The 666-nt window shown below is 66.8% G+C and carries 2 protein-coding genes; both read right to left on the reverse strand.

Going from position 1 to position 666, the window contains the following annotated elements; all coding sequences use genetic code 11:
- On the reverse strand, positions 1-206 hold a 206-nt coding region (gene tnpB, locus IBL25_RS26495), incomplete at its 3' end, for an IS66 family insertion sequence element accessory protein TnpB (protein ID WP_367615700.1).
- Positions 152-607: an IS66-like element accessory protein TnpA gene (gene tnpA / locus IBL25_RS26500; protein ID WP_187781393.1), complete on the reverse strand. Its 456-nt coding sequence runs from the start codon at positions 605-607 to the stop codon at positions 152-154. The genes tnpB and tnpA, both read right to left, overlap by 55 nt.
- Between the last annotated feature and the right edge of the window lie 59 nt (positions 608-666).

Raw genomic sequence — 666 nt, forward strand, 5'->3', positions numbered from 1 at the left:
CCGCGGCGTCCACGAAAGCAAAACATCGCGCCACTGTAGGGATCCTGCGCCAGCACGGCTTGCACCTGCGCGGCAAGCCCGTCGAAGCCCTTGCGCATGTCCGTCACGCCGCAGGCGAGAAAGACCCGTGTACCGGGCGGCAGACCCAACATCAGCGGCCACCCAGCTCGGCCAACACGACGCGCAGCACCGCTACGTCGACGCATCCCATGATGCGGATGCTGGCACCAGACCGCAGGGTGACCTCGATCGCACCAGGCGTATCCGAAGGGATGTGTGCGGTGGGTGGCGCGGGTGTTTCCAGCCGCGGGATCTCAGGCACCACCTCCACCGGCACGAAGCCCGACATCGCCGTCGCCAGCATCTGCTTGCGCCAAGTGTAGAGCTGGCCCGTGCTGACGCCATGTCGGTCGGCCACCGCCTGCACGATCACGCCAGGCTCCAGTGTCTCCCGCACAATCCGCAGCCGCTCCTCGGACGACCAGTTCCGCCGCCGCACTTCTCGCACCCGGACCTCTACCCCGCGGCGCCCGCGGGATCCGGAAACGCTCTTACGACCGTCGTAAGAGGGGTCAGCGAGCGGTGTCGTTGTGATCTCGTCCGTCATGCAGCCGACTTCGACCATCCGACAGCCTCAGCACAAGGCGGCTTTCGGCTGACGGTTAC

It is taken from the genome of Pseudoroseomonas ludipueritiae, assembly GCF_014490445.1.
In the GTDB taxonomy this organism is placed as follows: domain Bacteria; phylum Pseudomonadota; class Alphaproteobacteria; order Acetobacterales; family Acetobacteraceae; genus Pseudoroseomonas; species Pseudoroseomonas ludipueritiae.

Bases quoted from the DNA above. Each gene is read 5' to 3' on its own strand.
- tnpA (WP_187781393.1), bottom strand. From the start codon at position 607: ATGACGGACGAGATCACAACGACACCGCTCGCTGACCCCTCTTACGAC.